Source organism: Leifsonia sp. TF02-11 (assembly GCF_017565305.1).
In the GTDB taxonomy this organism is placed as follows: Bacteria; Actinomycetota; Actinomycetes; order Actinomycetales; family Microbacteriaceae; genus Leifsonia.
Window position 1 is genome coordinate 30,524 of the sequence record NZ_JAGEKP010000005.1, and the last position, 21,585, is coordinate 52,108.

Annotated in this window: 20 protein-coding genes and 1 riboswitch; of the genes, 9 read left to right on the forward strand and 11 right to left on the reverse strand. The window is 71.5% G+C overall.

Annotated features, from left to right (window positions below; translation table 11 throughout):
• Positions 1–2: 2 nt before the first annotated feature.
• The 4 genes from JNB50_RS08640 to JNB50_RS08655 are packed head-to-tail and all read right to left on the reverse strand — an operon-like array spanning position 3 to position 3,599.
• Entirely contained in the window at positions 3–788 is a 786-nt protein-coding gene (locus JNB50_RS08640) for a DeoR/GlpR family DNA-binding transcription regulator (protein WP_208039728.1), read from the reverse strand.
• Positions 785–1,657, reverse strand: a complete 873-nt coding sequence (locus JNB50_RS08645) for a class II fructose-bisphosphate aldolase (RefSeq protein WP_208039729.1) — start codon at positions 1,655–1,657, stop codon at positions 785–787. The genes JNB50_RS08640 and JNB50_RS08645 overlap by 4 nt, the downstream gene beginning before the upstream one ends.
• Positions 1,658–1,686: 29 nt before the next feature.
• Complete coding sequence (locus tag JNB50_RS08650; protein WP_208039730.1) at positions 1,687–2,595, reverse strand: 1-phosphofructokinase family hexose kinase; 909 nt, start codon at positions 2,593–2,595, stop codon at positions 1,687–1,689.
• The gene (locus tag JNB50_RS08655) at positions 2,592–3,599 is read right to left on the reverse strand and encodes an ROK family protein (RefSeq protein ID WP_307794654.1); all 1,008 of its coding nucleotides are present in this window, start codon (positions 3,597–3,599) and stop codon (positions 2,592–2,594) included. Before JNB50_RS08655 ends, JNB50_RS08650 begins: the two co-directional genes overlap by 4 nt.
• A 186-nt stretch (positions 3,600–3,785) precedes the next feature.
• On the opposite strand from JNB50_RS08655, the gene JNB50_RS08660 reads away from it, so the two are divergent.
• Together JNB50_RS08660 and JNB50_RS08665 are read left to right on the forward strand one after the other, a co-directional pair.
• Positions 3,786–4,037 (forward strand): hypothetical protein, encoded by a 252-nt coding sequence (locus JNB50_RS08660; protein WP_208039731.1) that lies wholly within the window; start codon positions 3,786–3,788, stop codon positions 4,035–4,037.
• 116 nt (positions 4,038–4,153) lie between these two features.
• Positions 4,154–5,398, forward strand: a complete 1,245-nt coding sequence (locus JNB50_RS08665; RefSeq protein WP_208039732.1) for a mannosyltransferase family protein — start codon at positions 4,154–4,156, stop codon at positions 5,396–5,398.
• Between the two features lie 6 nt (positions 5,399–5,404).
• Here JNB50_RS08665 and JNB50_RS08670 read toward each other — a convergent pair whose 3' ends face one another.
• Positions 5,405–7,798: a helix-turn-helix transcriptional regulator gene (locus tag JNB50_RS08670; RefSeq protein ID WP_208039733.1), complete on the reverse strand. Its 2,394-nt coding sequence runs from the start codon at positions 7,796–7,798 to the stop codon at positions 5,405–5,407.
• Between the two features lie 197 nt (positions 7,799–7,995).
• Between JNB50_RS08670 and JNB50_RS08675 the strand changes: the two genes are divergently transcribed.
• Together JNB50_RS08675 and JNB50_RS08680 are read left to right on the forward strand one after the other, a co-directional pair.
• Positions 7,996–9,792 (forward strand): DUF4012 domain-containing protein, encoded by a 1,797-nt coding sequence (locus JNB50_RS08675; RefSeq protein ID WP_208039734.1) that lies wholly within the window; start codon positions 7,996–7,998, stop codon positions 9,790–9,792.
• A 48-nt stretch (positions 9,793–9,840) separates the two neighbouring features.
• Positions 9,841–10,470 (forward strand): hypothetical protein, encoded by a 630-nt coding sequence (locus JNB50_RS08680; protein WP_208039735.1) that lies wholly within the window; start codon positions 9,841–9,843, stop codon positions 10,468–10,470.
• Between the two features lie 154 nt (positions 10,471–10,624).
• Here the strand turns inward: JNB50_RS08680 and JNB50_RS08685 are convergent, their stop codons facing one another.
• The gene (locus JNB50_RS08685) at positions 10,625–12,136 is read right to left on the reverse strand and encodes a beta-N-acetylhexosaminidase (protein ID WP_208039736.1); all 1,512 of its coding nucleotides are present in this window, start codon (positions 12,134–12,136) and stop codon (positions 10,625–10,627) included.
• Positions 12,137–12,287: 151 nt separating this feature from the next.
• A riboswitch (ZMP/ZTP riboswitch) is annotated at positions 12,288–12,386 on the forward strand.
• A 30-nt stretch (positions 12,387–12,416) separates the two neighbouring features.
• Between JNB50_RS08685 and glyA the strand changes: the two genes are divergently transcribed.
• The 3 genes from glyA (at position 12,417) to JNB50_RS08700 (ending at position 15,207) form a co-directional block, all read left to right on the forward strand.
• Positions 12,417–13,742 carry a serine hydroxymethyltransferase gene (gene glyA, locus JNB50_RS08690; protein WP_307794656.1) on the forward strand — a complete coding sequence of 442 codons (1,326 nt, stop codon included), beginning with the start codon at positions 12,417–12,419 and terminating at the stop codon, positions 13,740–13,742.
• A 101-nt stretch (positions 13,743–13,843) separates the two neighbouring features.
• Positions 13,844–14,725, forward strand: a complete 882-nt coding sequence (locus JNB50_RS08695) for a bifunctional methylenetetrahydrofolate dehydrogenase/methenyltetrahydrofolate cyclohydrolase (RefSeq protein WP_208039737.1) — start codon at positions 13,844–13,846, stop codon at positions 14,723–14,725.
• Positions 14,722–15,207 (forward strand): YbaK/EbsC family protein, encoded by a 486-nt coding sequence (locus tag JNB50_RS08700; protein WP_208039738.1) that lies wholly within the window; start codon positions 14,722–14,724, stop codon positions 15,205–15,207. The genes JNB50_RS08695 and JNB50_RS08700 overlap by 4 nt, the downstream gene beginning before the upstream one ends.
• Before the next feature lie 70 nt (positions 15,208–15,277).
• On the opposite strand, the gene JNB50_RS08705 is transcribed toward JNB50_RS08700, so the two are convergent.
• From JNB50_RS08705 to galT, 4 genes are all read right to left on the reverse strand, one after another.
• Positions 15,278–15,790 (reverse strand): gamma carbonic anhydrase family protein, encoded by a 513-nt coding sequence (locus tag JNB50_RS08705; RefSeq protein WP_208039739.1) that lies wholly within the window; start codon positions 15,788–15,790, stop codon positions 15,278–15,280.
• A gap of 23 nt (positions 15,791–15,813) precedes the next feature.
• Positions 15,814–16,602, reverse strand: a complete 789-nt coding sequence (locus JNB50_RS08710; RefSeq protein ID WP_208039740.1) for an MBL fold metallo-hydrolase — start codon at positions 16,600–16,602, stop codon at positions 15,814–15,816.
• A 67-nt stretch (positions 16,603–16,669) separates the two neighbouring features.
• Positions 16,670–17,830 carry a galactokinase gene (galK, locus tag JNB50_RS08715; protein ID WP_208039741.1) on the reverse strand — a complete coding sequence of 387 codons (1,161 nt, stop codon included), beginning with the start codon at positions 17,828–17,830 and terminating at the stop codon, positions 16,670–16,672.
• Positions 17,827–19,017 carry a galactose-1-phosphate uridylyltransferase gene (galT, locus tag JNB50_RS08720; RefSeq protein WP_208039742.1) on the reverse strand — a complete coding sequence of 397 codons (1,191 nt, stop codon included), beginning with the start codon at positions 19,015–19,017 and terminating at the stop codon, positions 17,827–17,829. Before galT ends, galK begins: the two co-directional genes overlap by 4 nt.
• Positions 19,018–19,099: 82 nt before the next feature.
• Here galT and JNB50_RS08725 point away from each other — a divergent pair, with 82 nt between their 5' ends.
• Positions 19,100–19,885: a DeoR/GlpR family DNA-binding transcription regulator gene (locus JNB50_RS08725; RefSeq protein WP_208039743.1), complete on the forward strand. Its 786-nt coding sequence runs from the start codon at positions 19,100–19,102 to the stop codon at positions 19,883–19,885.
• A gap of 16 nt (positions 19,886–19,901) precedes the next feature.
• Positions 19,902–20,837, forward strand: a complete 936-nt coding sequence (locus JNB50_RS08730; protein ID WP_208039744.1) for an aldose 1-epimerase family protein — start codon at positions 19,902–19,904, stop codon at positions 20,835–20,837.
• Here the strand turns inward: JNB50_RS08730 and JNB50_RS08735 are convergent.
• Positions 20,816–21,520, reverse strand: a complete 705-nt coding sequence (locus JNB50_RS08735) for an SDR family oxidoreductase (RefSeq protein ID WP_208039745.1) — start codon at positions 21,518–21,520, stop codon at positions 20,816–20,818. The two genes, JNB50_RS08730 and JNB50_RS08735, sit on opposite strands and share 22 nt — an antisense overlap.
• Between the last annotated feature and the right edge of the window lie 65 nt (positions 21,521–21,585).

The following is a 21,585-nucleotide window of genomic DNA, read 5'->3' on the forward strand; positions in this document are numbered from 1 at the left end:
ACTTACGCGACGATCACTTCGACGCCTCGCTCGACGAAGGCGGCGCGCTGTTCGGCGGTGATGCCGTCGTCGGTGATGAGCGTGGACAGGATCGTGGGACCGCCCAGCGTGGCGAACGCGGTGCGGCCGATCTTGCTCGAGTCGGCGACGACGACGGCGCGGGTGGCTCTGCGCGCCATCAACGAGTTGACGCTCGCCTCGCCCTCGTCGTGCACGGTCGGGCCGACAACCGGGTCGATGCCGTTGACGCCGATGAACGCGATGTCCATCGTGATCCGCTCGAGCACCACATCGCTGTAGGGTCCGACGAGTTCGTACGATCGGGCGTGCACCACGCCACCCGTCACCACGGTCTTGATCTGGGGCCGCATCACGAGCTGGGCGGCGATGTTGATGGCGTTGGTGACCACGGTGAGATTGGGGTGCGGCGACGGCTCCATCAGATCCGGCCGCGAGCCGAGGACGCTCGCCACCGCCGTGCTGGTCGTGCCGCCGCACAGGCCGACCACGGACCCGCGTGGCACGAGAGCGCTCGCCGCCTGAGCGATCCGGAGCTTCTCCGGCGCGTGCTGCTCGCGCTTGTAGCGGATCGGGAGGTCGTAGGCCACGGACTGGCCGACGGCTCCGCCCCTGGTGCGCGTCAGCAACTGCTGCGATGCGAGCGCGTCGAGGTCGCGCCGGGCCGTCACCGCGGAGACATCGAGCTTGGCCACGATGTCCTCGACCTCGATCTGACCCGTCTCGGCGAGGAGGTCGAGGACCGCGTTGAGGCGCTCCGCCCTGTTCATGGGCGCGCCGTCACCGTTCCGCCGGGGAGGCGGGCCGCGACGTCGAACAGGGTCAGCAGCCGGGCGGCTTCCTCCGCGACGGCCGCACGCCCGGCGCGGACGTAGCGGCGCGAGTCGACGACGTCCGGGTTGGCGCCGAGGTAGGCGCGGATCGCCTCGGTGAAGTGACGGTTGAGGTGGGTGGACACATTGACCTTGGTGATGCCGGCGCGGATGGCCGCCTCGATCGTCTCGTCCGCGACCCCGGAGGAGCCGTGCAGCACGAGCGGGACGGGGACGGCGTGCCGCAACGCGGCGATCAGGTCGAGGTCGAGCTGCGCCGTGCGCTCGGTCATCGCGTGGGAGCTGCCGACGGCGACCGCCAGCGCGTCGACCCCGGTCTCGGCGACGAACCGACGCGCCTCGCCCGGATCAGTGCGCACCCCCGGTGCGTGCGCGCCGTCCTTGCCGCCGATCTCGCCGAGTTCGGCCTCGACAGAGACATCGTTGGCGTGGGCGTACTCGACGACGCGGACGGTGGCCGCGACGTTGGCGTCGTACGCCAGGGTCGAGCCGTCGAACATGACGGACCCGAAGCCGAGGTCGATCGCGCGCCGTGTCAGCTCCTCGTCCTCCGCGTGATCGAGGTGCACGGCGACGTGCGCGGACGACTCGGACGCGAGCGCGAGGGCGCCGCGGGCGATGGGGTCGAGCGAGCCGTGATACGCCACACAGTTCTGCGAGATCTGGAGGATCACCGGGCGGCGCGACTCCTCGGCGGCGGCGACGAGCGCCTCCGCCGTCTCCAGATGGATGACGTTGAACGCGGCGACGCCGGTGCGCGCGGCGACCGCTGCGTGCAAGAGGTCGAGGGTGGGGACGAGGGACATGGGATCTCCGGTGGGTCGGCGTTCGCGGGTCAGGAGAGCACGAGGCGGGCCTCGTACTCCGGGTAGGCGGGGTCGAGCTCGCCCGCGAGCGGGGCGAGGACGGCAGCGGCGGACCAGGCGGTGGCGCGCCGCACGAGGAGTGCGGGATCGTCGATGCCCGCGGCGAGACTCGTGGCGACCGCAGCGACGGCGGCGTCGCCCGCTCCCGTCGCGTTGCCGGCGAGCGGCTGCGGCAGGCGGGCGCCGGACACGCCTGTCGCGCTCACCGCCAGCATCCCCTCGGAGCCGAGCGAGACGAGGACGAGCCGTGCACCGGCGGCGAGCAGAGCGCGCGCGCCCGCGACGGGATCGTCGATGCCGACGGTGTCGGCGAGCTCGCGGTGATTCGGCTTGAGCACGTCGGCGCCAGCCTCGGCGGCCGCGAGCAGCGGGAGACCTGTGGCGTCGATGACGCTGGGGATGCCCCGTCGGCGGGCGACCTCCACGAGGTCGGCGTAGAACGAGTCGGGGGCTCCGGGAGGGAGACTGCCCGAACCGACGACCGCGGTCGCGGGCACGGCGAGCCGCTCGACGGCCTCCGTGAGCGCCCGCCATTCGGCCGGCGACAGCGCGCCGCCCGCCTCGTTGAAGATCGTGGTCACCCCGGAGCCCTCGTCGACGATCGCGACGCTGCTGCGGGTCGGGGCCGAGACGGGGACCAGCTCGGACGGCAGGCCGGAAGCCTCCAGGTCGTCGGCGAGCCGGAGCCCGGGGGCGCCTCCGGCCGTCGTCAGAGCAAAGGCCGCGCCACCGGTCTGGACGATGACGCGGGCGACGTTGAGACCCTTGCCGCCGGCGCGCGCCGCGGGTGCGGCGACGCGGTGGGTCTCGCCGGGTTCCAGCGCGGCGACGCGGTAGGTCAGGTCGATGGCGGGGTTGGGCGTGACGGTGAGGATCATCGAGCTCTCTCGCGGACGGGGGCGGGGATGGGGTCGGGGTCGACGGGGTCCGGGTCGACAGCGTCGAGGAGTTCCCGCGCGCGCAGGGCCGCGCCGATCACCCCCGCGTTCTCGCCGATTCGGGCCGCGAGCAGCACGGGCCGGCGCTGGAAGGTGAGGATGCCCTCGAGGCGCTCGGCGAGCGGCAGGAAGAGGTCGTCGCCGGCCTGGGCGAGACCGCCGCCGATGACGACGGCCTCGGGGGCGAGGAGCGCGACGGTGTGCGACAGGTCGAGCGCGAGGGCGTCGAGCGCCGAGTCCCAGATGCGCCGGGCCGCAGCATCGCCCGACTTCGCGCGCTCCAGCACCTCCCGCGATCCGGCGACCGGCACACCGCTGAGCGCCGTGTAGCGCCGCGCGATGGCGGCGGCGGAGGCGACGGCCTCCAGGCAGCCGCGGCCGCCGCACGCGCACTCGGGGCCGTCGGCGACCCGGGAGTGGCCGATCTCGCCGGCCATGCCGCCGCCGGTGTACAGGGTGCCATCGATGAAGATCGCGCCGGCGATCCCGGTGCCGATCGCGACCACCACCACGTCGCGGAAGTCCTTCGCCGCTCCGAGCCGGTACTCGGCCTCGCCCGCTGCCCGCACATCGTGGCTGAACGCGACAGGGATCCCGAGGGCCTGCGCGGCGAGGTCGCGGAACGGGTACTCCCGCCAGCCGAGGTTCTCGGCGAGGACTCCGACCCCGCGCGCCTCGTCCACGTGGCCGGGCACGACGAGCCCGGCCGCGACCGGCCGGAGCTCGGGGTGGGTGCGACGGAATTCCTCCAGGAGCGCGACGGTCGCCGAGACGACGGCGTCGCCCGTGCGCTCGCCGTCGAGAGGTGTCGGGCGGCGGAGGAGTTCGACGATGCGTCCGCCGTCGTCGACCAGGGCGGCTTTGATGTCCGTTCCTCCGACGTCGAAGGCGACCACCGGGTGCCCGGCGCCCAGCCGGTCGTCGAGTCGGGTCTCGGACGCCACTTCTCATCTCCTCTGCGACGACGGCTCGGTCGCTTCAATGATCGCTTATGAGCGTAACGGTTGTCTACTGATCATTTTCGATCGTCGAGTCGCGGCGGTCCTCGGAGGGGTAGACCGTCCGGTATGGTGTGCGGGACCTGCACACCAGAAAATGCAGGCATCGAATTGCTACGAAGGGGTAACGCAATGAAATTCACCAGGAACAAGGTGCTCGGGGGCGCGGCGATCGTGGGGCTCGCCGTGAGTCTGTCGCTCGGAGTGGCCGCTCCGGCGTCGGCGGGCACCGTGTTGACGACGATGAAGTTCACCACGAAGTCGGAGTGCGACCAGGTGCGGAACCGATTCATCCAATACGGCTACGACCGGGTGAGCACCTCCTGCTGGTCGACGTTGGCCTACGGGGGAATGACGCACTACGTCTTCACCTACTACAAGTAGGCCGTCAGCGCAGCCGCACGCCGAGACGGAAGATTCGCTCGCGCCGGAAGAACACGGGGCGGGGGCCGCGAATGGCCCTCGCCCCGTGCGAGCGTCGCGGGAGTAGCATCGAACCGATGACGGCCGGTACCTCCAGTTCGCTGCGCCCGGCGAATCCCGCCGGGCCGTCGGCCGATGTCGGCCAGGTGCGGCTGTTCGGCCGCGATCTGCCGTGGTGGGCGGCGATCCTCGGCCTCTACGCCGCGTCGCGCGTGCTCACCACCGGTCTGATGCTCGTGCTGTACCTGCTGGCCGGCGCGTTCCACTGGGAGGGCGGGAGCCCGCAGGCGCACCCGACGTTCCTCGGGTTCGCCGGCACCTGGGACGCCTCCTACTACCGGCGCATCGTGGAGCACGGCTATCCCGCGACGCTCCCCACCGACGCGGCCGGCGATGTCCAGCAGAACGAGTGGGCGTTCCTGCCCCTCTATCCGCTGGTCGTCCGCGGGCTGATGGCGGCCACAGGGCTCGGGTTCGCGCCGGCCGGGGTCCTGGTCGCCGTGCTCTGCGGCGCGGTGGCGGCGCTCGTGCTGTACCGCCTCGTCGCCGCGCGCGTTGGACCCGTGAGCGGGCTGTGGGCCGCGGCCTTCTTCTGCTTCGGACCGCTGTCGTTCGTGCTGCAGATCGCCTACGCGGAGAGCATGTTCTTCGTCCTCCTGTTCGGCGGACTCTGGGCGATCATGGCACGGCGCTACTGGACGGTGATCCCGCTCGGCGTGGCGGCTGCGTTCACGCGCCCTGGCGAGCTCGCGCTGCCCCTGACGCTCGGGATCATCTTCGTGATCCGTTCGCTACTCGCGCGTCGGGAAGGGGAGGAGTTCGGGGCGCGCGACCGCGTCGCGATGCTCGTCGCCGGGGCGGTGACGGCCGTCGCCGGACTGGCGTGGCCCCTGGTCGCGGCCACCGTGACGGGGACTCCCGGCGCCTACGTGGAGACCGAGCTGTCGTGGTGGACCGGTTTCATCGGCAGGGTGGCGTTCGTCCCGCTCACCCCGTGGTTCCTCTTCACCTGGCGGTACGCGAGCGTCGCGGGGGCACTCCTCGTCGTCGCCGTCATCGCCGGCTATGCGTGGTTGCTCAACCGGCCGAGCGTCCGCGCGCTCGGAACGGAAGTGGTCGCGTACGCCTCGAGCTATGCGCTGTATCTCTTCGCGGTGTTCCTCCCGCAGCAGAGCCTCTTCCGCCTCCTGATGCCGCTGGCCCCGCTCGCCGGCGCGCCCGGGCTCACGCACAATGTGCGGGCGAGGCGGATCGTGCTCATCGCGGGAATCGCCCTTCAGCCGGTCGCGCTCGTGCTGCTGTGGTTCATCGGATATCCGTGAGCGCGCTCACAGCGCACCGGAGCGGGCGAGGTCCGCGAGTTCTCTGCGGTCGCGCAGCCCCAGCTTGCGGATGATCCGCGCGGCGATGCCCTCGACGGTGCGCGCGCTGAGGTGGAGCCGCGCCGCGATCTCGCGGTAGACGAGCCCGTCCGCCACGAAGCGGACGATCTCCCGCTCCCGGTCGGTCAACGAGATCGGCGTCGTGAAGAAGCCCGTGCGGTCGTGTCCGCTCGGGGTCAGCCTCTCGAGGCCCACGGCCATGAGTCGGGGAGCGAGCGCGCGCTGGGCGTCGTGATCGTGTTCTGCGCGCGCCACGAGGTGGGCGAGTCGTGCGTCGAACAACTCCGACTGCTGGCCGGCGAGCAGAGACCGCGCTTCCTCGAGCCCGCTCTCGTCGGCGCAGTGTTCGAGTGCCGTCAACAGGGCGAACGCGGCGGCGGACTCCTGCCGATCGGCGCGGAGAACAGTGGCCAGCCTGCGCAACAGGCCGACCGCGACGTCGGAGCGTCCCCGCGCGGCGGCCAGCTGCGCGTCGATCCAGGCGCGTGCCGCCCGGCTTGCACCGGAGGATGCGTCGGGGCGGACGGCGAGCTCGTCGCGGACGCGCTCTGCACCAGCCGGGTCGCCACGCCGGGCCGCGATGATCGCCGTGAGCACGCGGAGGCCGAGCTCCGCCGCCGAGCCGGGCGACGGCGGTGTGCCCAGCGCCGTCGCCGTCGCGATGGCCGACGACGCGGCGTCCGTGCAGCCGGAGACCAGGTGGCCCAAGCCGCCGACGACGCTGTGCAGACGCAGCGCCTCGACGTCGAGGCGTCCCCGCGCGGCAGCCGCTCCCCGCTCAGCCCAGGTCGCCGCGTCCGCGCTTCGCCCGCAGCCGAGCAGCGCGAACCCGTGAAGGGCGTCGCCGAGCGCGGGGATCTCCGCGTCGGGGAGGGAGCGCATCCGCTCGCGGAGGTCGAGTGCGTCGGCGAATCGCCCCCGTTGCAGGGCGACGGCCTGTGCGGCGAGAAGACGGCGTGAGCGGACGGCGTTCGGCAGCTCCCGGTCGTCGGCCGGCTGCGCGGCCTCCGCGCCGGGCGTCGCGCCGATCTCGATCGCGAGCAGTGCCGCCGCCGCGTCAGCAGCACGCGAGTACGGGTGGCCGAGCCCGGAGACCGCGTCGTGCAGGGCCGCCGACGCCGTCGCGAGGTCGACGCCCGCTCGGAGCGCGTGACGGGCGCGCAGCTCCGCGAGCTCGAGGAGGGCGAGCGGATCGTCCGAGTGCGACGCCGCCGTCATGACTGCATCGAGCTCCACGGCGGCGCCGTCCGCCGGGCACGCCGGCGCCATCGACGCCCGCACGAGCGCCAGCGCCGACCGCGGCGTCGGTGAGCTGCGCCAGTCGGCAGCCGCCTCCGCGCAGCGCGCGTCCGCCTCCTGGTGCACGAGTCGCGCTACGAGGGCGTCGGAGGAGGCCGCGGGCGCATCGGTGTGGCGGAAGTGCTCGGAGAGCAGGGGAGGCTCGAGCACGATCCGGCGTCTGCCGCCATGGTCGAGCGTCCTCACGACCCCGGCCGCCTCGAGCTCGGAGAGCGCTGCCTCGCCGTGCCTGTCGCCGAGACTCCGACGGACGACCTCGGCGTCGTCGTCCCCGGCGACGGCGACCTCCGCGAGAACGGCCAGTTCGGCCGGTGTGCAGCCGGCGAGATGATCGATGACCAACCCGCGCAGCGCCGGTGTCCAGAGGTCCCGTTCCGCGGTCCAGATCCCGGCCCGTCTGGTGAGCGCTCCCTCGACGACGGCGAGTCGGAGCGTCGAAACGGCGAGGCCGACATTGCCGCCGGACAGGGCGTAGAGGCGACTCATCGCCGTGGCGTCCACCGGCCCGTCGAGGCGCTCGCCGACCACCGCGGCCAGCTGATCGTACGAGAGCGGGACCAGGTCGACGACGTAGCCGGACTCCATCGCCCTGGCGTGCCGGGTGCGGGTGCGCAGTACCGGCACCCCCGTCGCGCGCCGGACCGCGTCGACGGCCCCCGTCGACGTCTCGTCGAGCAGATCGGCGTCGTCGACCACGATGACGGCGTCGACGCGTGCGACGGCCGCCGTCAGCGCGTCGATCGCGTTCTGCAGCGGGGAGGGGGTGCGACGCTCCTGGCCGGTGTTGCCTCCGAGCCCTGCGACATGGAGTGCGGCGAGGGGCGTCGATGCGAGGGTCCGGATGCCGTTCAGCCGGACGGGGGTGCGGTGCGCGTCGGACACGAGGGCCGTGAGCGCGTCGGCGACGCTCGACCGCCCGCTGTGTCGCGGGCCGACGATGTCCACGTCGGCGCCCGCGGACAACAGGAGTTCGCGGGCGAGCGTCAGCGCGCGGTCGCGGCCGACGAGCCTCGGTGCTGATGCGGCGCGGGGATCGGTCAACGTCGAGCTCCAGGAGGTTCGAGGAGGGGAGGAAACCAGCCTCCCATGCAAGTAATACGCATAATTCTAATCTTAGACACGCAGTGTTGACGATTGACTCCGGATCATCCGCCCAGGAGCACGGTCTTCTCCGGATTCACGGGCCCGCGCCTTCCGCCTCGCGTCAGCATGGGTTTCGAATGAAGGGGATCCGTGGCATGAGCGATCGGGCACGCCGTCGAGCGACGAAGTCAGGCTCGGCGAAGACGAAACGCGTCGTCGTCGCCACCGTCGGCGGCCTCGCGCTCGTGGTCGTGGCGTGCGCCGCCTGGATCGGTGTGCGCTTGGTCATGTCGTACGGACACGTCTCGGCCGCGCGTTCGGAGGCCGGTGTGGTCGTCGCGAAGCTCTCGGCCGATCCCAGCACGGGAGCGGCATCCGTCGACCGGCTCCGCGGCCTCGGCGCGCGCCTGGATGACGCGCACGACTTGACGTCCGACGTCGTCTGGCGGTCCGCGGAGTTCGTTCCCCTCCTGGGCGACAACCTGCGCGCCTACCGGCTGACCGTCGATGCCCTGGCCGTCGCCGTCGGCGACGGCTTGACTCCGGTCGCGGCAGACTTCTCGACTCTCGCGGCCGCCGTCTCGCTGTCGGACCGAACGGTCGACGTCGCAGCGGTCTCCACGGTCGCAGGCGACCTCCACGCGGCCGAGAGCGCGCTCGCGCGCGGCGAGAGGACTCTGGCCGACGCCGATTCCGGTGCGCTCGTGCCGGTGCTCGCCTCCGGCGTCCGAGAAGCAGCGGAGCTCGTCGGCGACCTCCACGGCACGGTATCGGCCCTCTCCACTGCAGCAGACGTCCTGCCCAGCGCGCTCGGGATCGAGGGAGCCAAGCGCTACGCCCTCCTGTTCAACAACAACGCCGAGCTCCGGACGACCGGCGGGATCGCCGGCGCGATCTCCGAGCTCACGACCGACGGCGGCCGGTTCGAGCTCGGGCGTCAGCTCGTTCCCGCCGACCTCAATCCGGCCGAGGGCGACGGCATCGCGGTGACCCCGGAAGAGCGTGCGCTGTTCGGCGTGCAGCTGGGCGAGTACATCCAGGACGTGAACCTGACCCCGGACTTCGTCCGGACCGGGCAGCTCACCTCGGCACTCTGGCAGACCTCGCAGGGAGTGCCGCTCGACGGGGTGGTGTCGATCGATACAGCCTCGATCTCGCATCTGTTGGCGGCGACCGGGCCGGTCACGATCGGGCAACGCACGATCGATGCGGAGAACGCGAGAGCCGTGATCCTGACCGACATCTACCGCGAGATCGAGGATCGAGACGAGCAGGACGTCTTCTTCGCTGACTTGACCCGCGCCATGTTCGACAAGCTCTTCAGCAGCGGCACGCCTCTCATCGCGCTGGCGAAGCAGCTCGGCGCCGTGGCCGACGAGGGCAGGGTCTCGGTCTGGTTCGCCGACCCGGCGCTGCAGTCGGTGACCTCGGGCGGAAAGCTCGGCGGCCCGCTTGCGCAGCTGAGCGACGACGGCGCTCCCGTCGGCGTGTTCTTCGCCGACGGGACCGCGGGAAAGATGGACGGCTATCTCGAGGGGACGGTCACCGCGACGTGCTCGTCGCAGAAGGGCGGCCGGTCGATCGCGGCGACCGCGACGCTCGCCTCCACCGCGCCCGACGACATCACCTCAGCGCCCTGGGTGGTAACCGGTCCGGGTGGCAAAGGCCTCCCGCCCATCGGGCACATCCGGACGATGGTGCAGTTCGCGAGCACGGACAGCCTGCGTCCCGTCCGCGTCACCGTCGACGGCGAACAGGTGGATCTGGTCTCGCGCATGATCGACGGGCGCCCCGTCGTGGTCGCCATGGTCGATCTCGCGCCGGGCCAGGTGGCCGTCCTCGAGACCGAATTCACCGTACTCACCCAACGGACACCCACTGTCGACCGCATTGTCGTCACCCCCACCGCCACCTCGTTCGACCAGTACGCCGAGCGCGGAACCTGCGGCTGACCGGACCCGCTCCGATCTGCCCTGCCTACCCACACAAAGGAGAACCCCATGCGAAAGAAACTCTTCGGCGGCCTCGTCGCCCTGGCGCTTGCCCTGGCACCGGCAGCAGGCGCGAACGCCGCGCCGTACCCGCCCGGCGCGGGAGACTCGATCCACGGGACGCTCAGCTCGCTCGTCGGGGCGCCGGGCGACACGATCACGTACACCGCGATCGCCGACACCTACGCGGCAGACGAGGCGCTCACGCAGAAGATCCGCGGCCTCGACGCTCACGCGATTTCTCTGGTGTCGACGAAGACTGCCCCGGCCACCGAGGGCGTCTTCTCCAAGCGGGCGGCGGCTGACGGGTCGCACACGTTCAACTTCACGATTCCGATGAGCGCTCAGCACGGCGACCAGTACGAGCTCGATGTGATCCTCGCGAGTGGCGAGGTGTGGGACCACTTCGTCGTCACGACCGTCGTTCGCGGCGCCGAGAACGGAACGGGCCCGGGTGCGGGTCCCGGCTCGGGCAGCGATTCCGCGGCCGGTTCGGGCTCCGGTAAGGGTGGCCTCGCGATGACCGGTTCGGACATCGCGATCGCCGGCATCGCAACCGGCGCGGTCCTGCTGTTCGTGGGCGGCCTCGTGCTGCTCATCGTGCGCCGCCGCCGCTCGCGCGCCGACGCCGCCGCCTGAGAGCAACGCGACGGGGTCAACCCCGTCGAACGAACGACGAGCCGGCGACCGAGAGGTCGCCGGCTCGTCGCCGTCGCTCGGGAGGTCGCCGGCTCGTCGCCGTCGCTCGGATTCTTCGCGCTCTTCGGGCGACGACCGCCGATCCGACCGCTGGTCAGCCGGCGACGGCCTCCGGCCACGGCACACCCGGCACCCGGCGGTAAGAGGTACCGAGGGCATCCCAGTGCTCGGCGAGCCGTCCGAGGCGGGCGGCGAAATCGTCGAAGTCGCGGGCGGTCTCGATGGCCGCGGTGTCCGCCGGCGCCGCGGACCAACCGATCTCCGCGATGGCGGCGAGGCGTGGGAACACCATGTCCTCCACCTCCTCGATCGTCGCGATCGTCTCCGTCCAGATCGGAGCCTCGACGCCGAGGATGTGCGCGTCTCCCAGCCCCGGCACGATTCGGGACGGATCCCACTGGTAGGAGCTGCGCAGGTCCGTCGCGCCGTCCGCCCAGTCCTGGCCGATCGTGTCGCCGTCCGCGTACACGATGTCGAGGTAGGCGACATCCGCGGGCGACATGATCACGGCCCCGCCCGCGCGGACGAACGACAGCGTCTCGTCCGCCGCGCGCTCGCGCGGGGTCCGGAACGACCAGTACTGGCCGACGGTGCCCTCCGGGAGGTCCGGGCTGCGGCCCATCTCGTGCCAGCCGACCGGGATCTTGCCGGTGTCGGCGACGGCGTGGGTCGCGTAGTCGATGAAGCCGAGGAAGTCGTGCTCCGAGGTGCTCAGGCACTCGTCCCCGCCGATGTGCAGATACGGGCCGGGCGTGAGCGCGGCGACCTCGCCGATGACGTCGCGCACGAACCGATCGGTCACCGGGTCGCCGGTCCGCAGCGTGCTGAATCCGACCTCCGAGCCCGTGTAGAGGGCGGGCGCGACGCCGTCGGGATTCAGCTCCGGGTAGGACGCCAGGGCCGCGTTCGTGTGGCCGGGCATATCGAGCTCCGGGACGATCGTGACGAAGCGTTCGGCCGCGTAGGCGACCAGGTCGCGGTAGTCGTCGGCGGTGTAGTAGCCGCCGCGGCTCCCGTCGCTCCCCGTCGACCCGCCGTGGCGGGTCAGCGCGGGCCAGGACGCGATCTCGATCCGCCAGCCCTGGTCGTCCGTCAGGTGGAGATGGAGGTGATTCACCTTGAGCAGCACGATGGCGTCGATGAAGCGCTTGACCTCGGCCGGCGTGAAGAAGTGCCGGGCGACGTCGAGCATCGCACCGCGGTACGCGAAGCGCGGGTGGTCGCTGATCCGAACCGCCTCGACGGTCAGCGGGTCGCCGTCACAGACCGCCGGGACCAGCTGGCGCAGCGTCTGGACCCCCCAGAACGCTCCGGCAGGCGTCGCCGCGCCGACGCGCACGCCCTCGGCCGCGACCTCCAGGGTGTACCCCTCCGCCGCGTGTCCGGCCGGTCCTTCGTCGTCGGCGATCACGATGGCGATGTCGCCGAACGCGGGAGGCTCGTGCGCGACGACGAGGTCGCGCCGGCAGTCCGACGCCAGTTCGTCGCGCAGGAGCCGACCGACCGCTTCGGCTCCGGTGCCCGCGACGATGATCCGCGCGCCGGGGAGGAGGGTGAAGGGCGCATCGCCCGTGTTCTCGAGCTGGGCGGGGCGAGGCACGACCACGGATGCTCCTCACGACGTCAGGGGGATTCTCGGATCGGTCGGCGCTGCCCACCCGCGGGACGACCACCAGCGAGTATTGCAGGGCTCCTAACTAATCAGCAAGGTCTTCCGCCGATGAGCACGGCTCCGGCCGGCCCGGCTTTGCTATGCTTGCTCACGTCGCGACTGGCGCTCAGATGGTCACCATCGGGGAGCGACGACGGTACCTCGAACGAACGGATGGATTCGGCCGCGCGCCTGGGTCGATGCAGTATTCATCCCTGTTTTGAAGGAGCCGATTGTGACCGACACCCTTCCATCCACTTTCACCGCGCCGCTGGCGGAGGTCGATCCGGAGATCGCGGAGGTGCTGGCCCTCGAGCTCGGCCGCCAGCGCGACTACCTCGAGATGATCGCCTCCGAGAACTTCGTGCCGCGCGCCGTGCTCGAGTCTGTCGGCTCCGTGCTGACCAACAAGTACGCCGAGGGCTACCCCGGGCGCCGCTACTACGGCGGCTGCGAGTACGTCGACATCGCCGAGCAGCTGGCGATCGACCGGGCGAAGAGCCTGTTCGGCGCCGAGTACGCCAACGTCCAGCCGCACTCCGGCGCCTCCGCCAACGCCGCCGTCCTCTCGGCGATCGCGACCCCGGGCGACACCATCCTCGGTCTCGAGCTCGCCCACGGCGGCCACCTGACGCACGGCATGAAGCTCAACTTCTCCGGCAAGCTTTACAACGCCGTCTCCTACGGTGTCGACCCCGAGTCCTTCCTCGTCGACATGAACGTGGTGCGCGACAAGGCGATCGAGCACAAGCCGCAGGTGATCATCGCCGGCTGGTCCGCTTACCCGCGCCAGCTCGACTTCGCCGCGTTCCGCGAGATCGCCGACGAGGTGGGCGCCAAGCTCTGGGTCGACATGGCGCACTTCGCGGGCCTGGTGGCCGCCGGGCTGCACCCGTCGCCCGTGCCTTACGCCGACGTGGTCAGCTCGACCGTGCACAAGACGATCGGCGGCCCGCGCTCCGGCTTCATCGTCAGCCGCGACACGGAGCTCGCGAAGAAGCTCAACTCGAACGTCTTCCCCGGCCAGCAGGGCGGCCCGCTCATGCACGTGATCGCCGCCAAGGCGACCGCGTTCAAGCTCGCCGCGACCGACGAGTTCAAGGACCGCCAGGAGCGCACTATCCGTGGCGCCAAGCTGCTGGCAGAGCGCCTGACCGCCGACGACTCGCGCGCAGCGGGCGTCGACGTGCTCACCGGCGGCACCGACGTGCACCTCGTGCTCGCCGACCTCCGCACCTCGGAGCTCGACGGCCAGCAGGCGGAGGACGTCCTCCACGAGGTCGGCATCACCGTCAACCGCAACGCGGTTCCCTTCGACCCGCGCCCGCCGATGGTGACCTCCGGCCTCCGCATCGGGACGCCGGCCCTGGCGACCCGCGGCTTCGGCGACGTGGAGTTCACCGAGGTGGCCGACATCATCGCCCTCGCGCTGCGTCCCGGCGCCGACACCACGGCGCTCCGCGCCCGCGTCGACGCCCTCACCGCGGCCTTCCCGCTGTACCCCGGCCTGACCCCCTCCGGCCAGGACGCCTTCCCGGTCGAGCTCCCGTCCTCGATCTGACGGCTCCGGCAGCAGCCGAGTACGCGAATAATCAGCCAGGAACCGTCGAGTACGCGGATTGTCCGCGTACTCGACGGTTCGCAACGAGTGTGGAGGCCGGCGTGACGGCGAAGATTCTGGACGGCAAGGCGACAGCGGCCGAGATCAAGGCGGAGCTGAAGGAGCGCGTGAGCGCGCTGCGCGAGCACGGGGTGGTTCCCGGTCTCGGCACCATCCTGGTCGGCGACGACCCCGGTTCGCAGTGGTACGTCGCGGGAAAGCACCGCGACTGCGCGGAGGTCGGCATCGCGTCGATCCGCCGCGACCTCCCGGCGGACATCTCGCAGGCCGAGCTGGAGGCCGTGGTCGAGGAGCTCAACGACGACCCCGACTGCACCGGGTTCATCGTGCAGCTCCCGCTGCCGTCGCACATCGACACTGACGCCATCCTCGAGCTCGTCGATCCCGCCAAGGACGCGGACGGCCTCCACCCCACGAACCTCGGCCGGCTCGTGCTCAACGTCAACCGCCCGATCACGACGCCGCTGCCGTGCACTCCGCGCGGCGTGATCGACCTGATGCTGCGCCACGGGATCGACTTGAAGGGCAAGGACGTCGTGGTCGTCGGCCGCGGCGTGACCGTGGGTCGGGCCATCGGTTCGCTGCTCACCCGCCGCGAGTTCAACGCCACCGTCACGCTGACGCACACGGGCACCGTCGACCTGGACGAGCATCTGCGTCGGGCCGACATCATCGTCGCCGCCGCGGGCGTGGCCGGACTGGTCACCGCCGCCAACGTGAAGCCGGGCGCCGTCGTGCTCGATGTCGGCGTGAGCCGCGTCGAGGACCCGGTGACCGGCAAGAGCGTCGTGGCAGGCGACGTGGCCGCGGACGTCGCCGAGGTGGCCTCGTGGGTGTCGCCCAACCCCGGCGGCGTCGGCCCGATGACCCGCGCGCTGCTGCTGCAGAACGTGGTCGAGTCGGCCGAGCGGGCACTGGCGTGACCGACGCCGAGCGCACGCACCCCGCCGTCGAGCGGGTGGAGGCCGCCCTCCTCGAGGCCGGGATCGAGCCGCGCGTGCGCTGGTTCGAGTCCGCGACGCCGACAGCGGTCTCGGCCGCGGCGGAGCTCGGCGTGGAGGTCGGCGCCATCGCCAACTCCCTGGTGTTCACGATCGACGGCGCACCGCTGCTGGTCATGACCTCGGGAGCGCACCGCGTCGACACCGCGTTTCTGGGGGAGCGGCTCGGCGGGCGCATCCGCCGCGCCGACGCCGACACCGTGAAGGCCGCGACCGGTCAGACGATCGGCGGTGTCGCGCCGCTCGGCCATCCCGAGCGGCTGCGCACCGTCGTCGACATCGCTCTCGCCGGCTATCCCGAGGTCTGGGCCGCCGCCGGTCACGCGCACACGGTCTTCCCGACGACGTTCGACGAGCTCGTGCGCATCACCGGCGGCGAGCCCGCCCCCGTCGAACCCTCCTGACCAGCCATCGCTTCCTCACCTTCTCCCGCAACACGCCGTGCGTAGGCGGGAGAAAGTGAGGAAGCGATTGCTACGGGGCGGGGTGTTGGGTGACGTGGGTGAGGTAGGCGGCGGCGTTGCGGAGGATGCCGGCGCGTTCGTCGTCGGTGAGCTCACGGCGCACCTTGCCGGGGACGCCCGCGACGAGGGATCCGGGCGGGATGACCGCGCCCTCCAGCACAACGGTGCCGGCCGCGAGCAGCGATCCGGCGCCCACCACGGCTCCGTTGAGTACGGTCGCGTGCATTCCGACCAGCACGCCGTCCTCGATCGTGCAGCCGTGCAGCACGGCGTTGTGACCGACGGAGACGTCGGCGCCGATGGTGAGCGGGAAGCCGTGGTCGACGTGGCACGACACGTTGTCCTGGAGGTTGCTCCGCTCGCCGACGACGATGTCCTCGGCCTCCGCCCGCAGCACGGCGTTGTACCAGACGCTGGATCCGGGACGGAGGTGCACGCGCCCGGCGAGCACAGCGCCGACGGCGACGAACGCATCGTCGGCGACGCTGGGGGTGGAGCCGTCGGTGAGGCTGATGATGGTCATGACTTCACCCTACGGGGAGCCGCTCACTCCGCGACGACCACGAACCGCTTGCGCACGACGCGCTCCCCTGGCCCGTCGTGGAGGTCGTCGAGCGCCGAGCGGACCCGGTCGAGGATGCGTGGCGGGAGCGCGAGGGGCAGCTCGTCGGGTTGGTCGAGGGTGCCGGGCGGATAGACCACGCCCGGGGTCGCCGACATCTCGACGTGCGCACCGCGCAGCTCCCGCAGCGGAGCGGTCGGGGCGTCGCGGAAGCGTTGCAGCCGTTCGATCGTCGCGACGTACTGGGGGAGGTCGCGCACGTAGAGGTGGCCGGGGAGGACGGTGTCGCCGGTGAAGAGGATGCCGGTCTCGCGGTCGAAGAAGGCGACCGCCGAGGGCTCGTGACCGGGTCCGCCGATCACATCGACGATGCGCCGGCCGAGGTCGAACTCCACGGTCTCGTCGGGCCAGGAGCGGAAACCGAAGAACGCGATCACCTGGGCCGGCGTCGTGCCGACGACCGTCGTGCCCGGCCGGCTGGCGAGGAGAGCGTCGCCGGCGATGTGGTCGCGGTGCGCGTGGCTGTGCGCCACCACCAGCGGGTACGGCCGGGTGAAGACCGCGGGATTTCGGCGCAGCCAAGTGTCGGTGAGGGCGTCGACGGTGCCGCGCAACGGGAATACCTGCTCGTCGCCGGTGGCGCCGGTGTCGATCAGGAGCGCCCGCTCCCGCCCGAAGAGCAGGAACAGGAACGGCGCCTCCCAGTGCGACGCCTTCGGCTGACGGATCTGAACGGTGTCAGGGCTCAGCCAGGTGATCTCCGCGTCGGTCATCGTCCCATTCTGGCGAACACCCGTGACGAACGGATGAACGAGCGAACCGAGGGACGGCCGGATGGACTCAGCTCTCGCGGACCGCGCCCTGCGACGCCGTGACCGTGAACAGCTCCGGCTGACCGAACCCGTGCTCGGCGAACGCGCCGTCGAGGGCGACCTGCACGCGGCTGAGCGCGTCGAGCGGCACCAGCGCGATCGCCGAGCCGCCGAATCCGCCGCCCGTCATCCGCGCTCCGATGGCGCCGTTCGCCTGCGCCGTCTCGACGGCGAGGTCGAGCTCGGGAACCGAGATCTCGAAGTCGTCGCGCATGGAGACGTGGGACGCGTCCAGCAGCTCGCCGATGGCGGCCGGACCGCTCTCGCGCAGGGTGCGCACGGTGTCGAGCACGCGCTGGTCTTCCGTGACCACGTGCCGCACCCTTCGGAACGTCACGTCGTCGAGGATCTCGCGGGCCCGCGGAAGGTCGTCGACGCTCACGTCGCGCAGCGCCTCCACGCCGAGCGCCCGGGCGCCGGCCTCGCACGACGCGCGCCGTTCGGCGTACCCGCCGGTGGCGTGGGCGTGGGTCACGCCGGTGTCGATGATGAGGACCGCCAGCCCGGCCTCCTCGAGGCCGAGCGGCACGAGCTGGGCCTCCAGCGACCGGCAGTCGAGGAACACTGCGGCGTCCTGCTCGCCGAGCAGGGAGGCCGACTGGTCCATGATGCCGGTCGGGGCGCCGACGGCGATGTTCTCGCTGCGCTGCCCGACCCGGGCCAGCGTGCGGCGGTCGAGCCCGAGCCGCCAGACGTCGTTGAGGGCGAGTGCGGTCGCACCTTCGATCGCGGCGGACGAGGAGAGGCCGGCTCCCACGGGGACGTTCGAGTCGATCAGCAGGTCGAAGCCGGGCACGGCGGCAAGGTCTGCGCCGAACTCGCTCAGCGCCCAGGCGACCCCGAGCGGGTAGGCCGACCAGCCGTCGAGGGCCTCGGGGGAGAGCCGGTCGAGGTCGATCTCGACCAGTTCGTCGGCGAAGGTGCTGCCGACTCGCACCGTGCGGTCATCGCGCAGACCGAGCGCGGCGACCGTGCGCCGGTTGATCGCGAACGGCAGCACGAAGCCGAGGTTGTAGTCGGTGTGCTCGCCGATGAGGTTGACGCGGCCCGGGCTCGACCAGACTCCGTCGGGCTCGCGGCCGAAGATCGAGACGAAGTCGTCGCGGACGCCGGTGCGCAGGTCGGTCATGCGGGGATCATTCCTTCTGGGGTGTCGGAGGCGGTGACCAGGCCGGCGATTCCGGCGGGAAGGTCGCCGACCGGGTTCTCGCGGTCGGCCCGGGCGACGGCCTCCCGGAGCGCAGCGGCCGCCTGCTCCGGCGGGATGTCGCCGATCCAGGCGCCCATCGCCGATTCGGAGCCGGCCAGGAACTTCAGCTTATCCGCGGCGCGGCGCGGGGAGGTCAGCTGGAGCATGAGGCGGATGTCGTCGCGGTGGGTGCCGACCGGCGCCTGGTGCCAGGCCGCGATGTACGGCGTGGGGGAGTCGTAGAGCGCGTCGACCCCGCGCAGGACGCGCAGATACAGGGTGGCGAGCTCGTCCCGCTCGGCGTCGGAGGTCGCCGCGAGGTCGGGCACGTGACGGTGCGGAAGCACGTGGATCTCGATCGGCCAGCGCGCGGCGAACGGAACGAACGCCGTCCAGTGCTCGCCCGCGAGGATGACCCGCTCCGAGGCGCGCTCGCGCTCCAGGATGTCGGCGAACAGCGTCGGACCGTAGCTCTCGAGCGAGCGGATCAGCGCGCTCGTGCGCGGGGTGATGTACGGGTAGGCGTAGATCTGGCCGTGCGGGTGGTGCAGAGTGACGCCGATGGCCTCCCCGCGGTTCTCGAACGGGAACACCTGGCGCACGTTGGGCAATGCGGAGAGCGCGGACGTACGGTCGGCCCAGGCCTCGATGACCGTGCGCGCCCTGGTCGGAGTCAGGCTGCCGAACGACCCGCTCGTCGCCGGGCTGAAGCACACCACTTCGCAGCGGCCGACGGAGGTGCGGGTGCGGCCGAGCCCGATGGTCGCGAGGTCGTCCAGGCCCTCCGGCCCGTTCGGGGCGTCGAGCAGCGGGCCGAACGACGGCGACTTGTTCTCGAACACGGCGACGTCGTAGAGGCTCGGGATCTCGGACGGGTTGCCCGGGCTCGCGGGCGCGAGCGGGTCGAGTTCGGCCGGCGGAAGCATCACGCGGTTCTGCCGCGCGGCGGCGATGGAGACCCACTCGCCGGTGAGCGGATCCTGTCGCATGGTCGCGGTCGCCGGGCGCGGCGCGGGCTCGCGGAGGTCCGGTGCGCGCTCGGGGTCGAGTGCCGAGTCCGCGTCGTCGTAGTAGATCAGGTCACGACCGTCGGAGAGGCGGTGCGGGCGCTTCGTGATGGCAGCCATGCGTCCCTTTCGTTTGCGAAAGCAAATGTACTCAATGACTTGCGGATTGACAAGAAAACGCAAGCGCAGGAGCATTGCCGGTATGACCGAACCGCTGCCGGCCGCCCTCCGTCGCGAGCGGATGCTCGAACTGATCGGGCGATCCGGCTTCGTCCGCGTCGCCGAGCTGAGCGAGGAGTTCCAGGTCTCCGACGTGACCGTGCGCACCGACCTCGACGCGCTCGACGCGCAGCAGAGCATCCGGCGAGTCCACGGCGGGGCCGTGCTCCGGGCGGCGGGGACCCGCGAGGCGAGCTTCGAGGAGGCACTCGAGTCGTCGGCGGAGGAGAAGCGCCGCATCGGCACCGCCGCAGCGGCCCTGGTCGAGTCGGGAAGCAGCGTCCTTCTCGACGTCGGTACCACGACCGCCGCCATCGCCCGCGCCCTGGCCGACCGTGACGACCTGGAGGACGTCACGGTCATCACCAACGGGCTCACGATCGCGCTCGAGCTCGAGCGCGCGATCCCGCGGTTCCAGGTGGTGGTCACCGGAGGCACCTTGCGACCGCTGCAGCACTCGCTGGTGGAGCCGCTGGCCTCCACGCTGTTGGAGCGCGTGCACGCCGACCTGGCGTTCATCGGCTGCACCGGCGTGCATCCGGTCGGCGGCGTCACGAACGTGAACCTGCCGGAGGCCGACCTCAAGCGCGTGATGGTCGCGACCTGCAGCCGGGCGCTCGTGGTCGCCGACGGCTCCAAGCTCGGCCGCACGCACGTCGGCCGCATCGCCGCGATCGACGAGGTGGCCGGCCTGCTCACGGGGGAGTCGGCCGACCGGGACGAGGTTCGGGCGCTCCGGGCGGCGGGCCTGCCCGTGACCATCGCCTGAGTAATACGCTGTGCCCATGCGCGCACCGACCGGAGAACAGTACGAACTCGAGTTCGGCGACCTGACCGCGACGATCACGCAGGTCGCGGCCGGCGTCCGAACCCTCCGCTACGGCGGCGCTGACCTGGTCGAGCCCTTCCCGGAGGAGGCCACGCCTCCCTCCGCCGACGGCATCGTGCTGGTGCCGTGGCCCAACCGGGTGAAGGACGGCGTGTGGGAGTTGGACGGCGTCCCGCAGCGGCTGGCCATCACGGAGCCGGCTCTCGGGAACGCCTCGCACGGTCTGCTGCGGTTCCGCCCGTATGCGCTTGTCGAGCGGTCCGAGTCCGCGGTCACCCAGGGTGCGACCATCTACCCGGAGCCCGGCTATCCGTTCGTGCTCGACACCACGGTCACGCACGAGCTCGACACGGAGGGGCTGACGGTCACCCACACGGTCACCAATCGCAGCCGTCGAACCGCGCCCGTCGCGATCGGCGCGCACCCCTATCTGCGGGTCGGCGACGTGCCGCCCACCCAGTTGACGCTGACGGTGCGCGCCGGAACGCGGTTCGAGACCGACGACCGTCTCAACGTGGTCGGCGAGACAGCGGTCGCAGGCACGGCGTACGACCTGTCCGCAGGGCGGATCGTCGCAGAGCTCGACCTGAACGACGGGTTCGGCGAGCTCCCGTCGCCCGTCGAGCACACTCTGGCCGCGGCGGACGGCCGCACCGTCACCCTGTGGGGCGATGCGTCCTTCGCCTACGTGCAGCTGTTCACCCACCGCGCCTTCGCCACGAAGGAGGCGGGGGAGGTGGCGCTCGCGGTGGAGCCCATGACGGCGCCGGCGAACGCGCTCAACACCGGTCGGGGCCTGCGCTGGCTGGAGCCGGACGAGACCTGGACGGCGCAGTGGGGCATCCGCCCCCGCGGGTTCGCCGGCGACTCCTACCTGGCGAGCTGGGGGTAGAGGGCACGCACGTCCTCGTGCAGCACGGACTTCACGCGCTGCGCGGTCTCCCCGACGATCGCCTCGGCGCCTCCGGCGGCCACGGTGTCGAGTGCCTCGGTCACGACCTGGGCCGGCGGCACCTTGTAACCCTCAGCGTCCGCTGCCATCTCGGTGTCCACGTAGCCGACGTGGACGCCGACGACCTGGATGCCCTGGGGTGCAAGCTCGACGCGCGTCGAGTTGCTCGCCGACCAGAGTGCGGCCTTGGTCGCGCTGTAGGAGCCGACCGCATACCAGCTCAGCGCGGAGTGCATGTTCACGATCGCGCCGCCCCCGTTGTCGGCGATACCCGGGGCGAACGCGCGGGTCACCAGCACAGGGCCCCAGAAGTTGGTGTCGAACTCGCGGTGGATCTGCTCGAGGTCGCCGGTCACGAGCGACTGGTTGACGCCGATGCCCGCGTTGTTGACCAGCACGGTCACGTCGGGCGCGGCCTCCGCAGCGCGCCGGATGCTGTCGGCGTCGGTGACGTCCAGTTCGAGCGGGACGACGCGCGGGTCGGTGACCGCGACGGTCTCGGGGCGGCGCGCGGCCGCGTAGACCTTCGCGGCGCCGCGCTCGAGGAGCTCTGCGACGAACGCGGCGCCCAGGCCGCGGTTGGCGCCGGTGACGAGGGCGACGCGCCCGGTGAGATCTGTCATGAGGGTCCTCCAAAAGTAAACCGATCTGTTTCCGGCCAATGTACACAGATCGGTTTACTTTGTGC